Origin of the sequence: Nostoc sp. (genome assembly GCF_036919495.1) — a bacterium.
GTDB lineage: Bacteria > Cyanobacteriota > Cyanobacteriia > Cyanobacteriales > Nostocaceae > Nostoc.
The window spans coordinates 1-815 of sequence record NZ_JBALBZ010000158.1 but is presented as its reverse complement, the minus strand read 5'-3'; the positions used below and the strand labels follow the sequence as shown (position 1 = coordinate 815).

Genomic DNA, 815 nt, shown 5'->3' with positions numbered 1-815 from the left:
GTGCGAATCAAGGCAAGCGGTGTCAACCCGCTCGACAGCAAAATCCGCACAGGTAAAGCGCCCCATGCCAAACCTGTACTCCCTGCCGTGCTGGGAACCGATCTGGCTGGGGTCGTTGAAGCAGTTGGACAAAATGTCACCGCGTTTAAAGTCGGTGATCAGGTCTACGGACTGACGGGTGGAGTCGGTGGACTGCAAGGTTCACTCGCTGAATTTGCCGCAGTTGATCCCGATCTACTGGCAAAAAAACCAACCAACCTCAGTATGCGTGAAGCCGCAGCTTTACCCTTGGTGGTCTTGACTGCATGGGAAGGACTTGTCGATCGCGCTAATGTACGCGATGGTCAGAAAGTCCTCGTACTTGGCGGCTCTGGCGGTGTTGGTCATGTCGCTGTGCAGATTGCCAAAGCGCGTGGTGCCAAAGTGTTTGCCACTGCCTCGGCTGTTAAGCACGATATGCTGCAACAACTGGGTGCTGTGCCGATAGACTACCACAGTGTATCAATTGAGCAGATTGTACAAATGTATACAGACGGTCACGGATTTGATTTGGTCTACGATACCGTTGGTGGTTCCACTTTAGACGATGCATTTCAGGCAGTACGCACTTACGGACATGTCGTTAGTAGCTACGGCTGGGGTCAGCACTCCTTGATGCCACTCTCGCGGAAGGCTGCTACGTATTCAGGCATATTCGTGCTTCTGCCTCTACTGAATGGTGAAGGGCGTACTCATCATGGTGAGATTCTGCATCAGGCTACGCAGTTGGCGGATGCAGGTCAACTACGCCCAATTGTTGATCCTCGCCATTTTAC

1 protein-coding gene is annotated in these 815 nt (G+C 52.8%); it reads left to right on the top strand.

What is annotated here, in order from left to right; translation table 11 throughout:
* Nucleotides 1-815: zinc-dependent alcohol dehydrogenase family protein (locus V7K25_RS22750; protein WP_335160823.1), on the top strand; the 815-nt coding region annotated here is incomplete at both ends.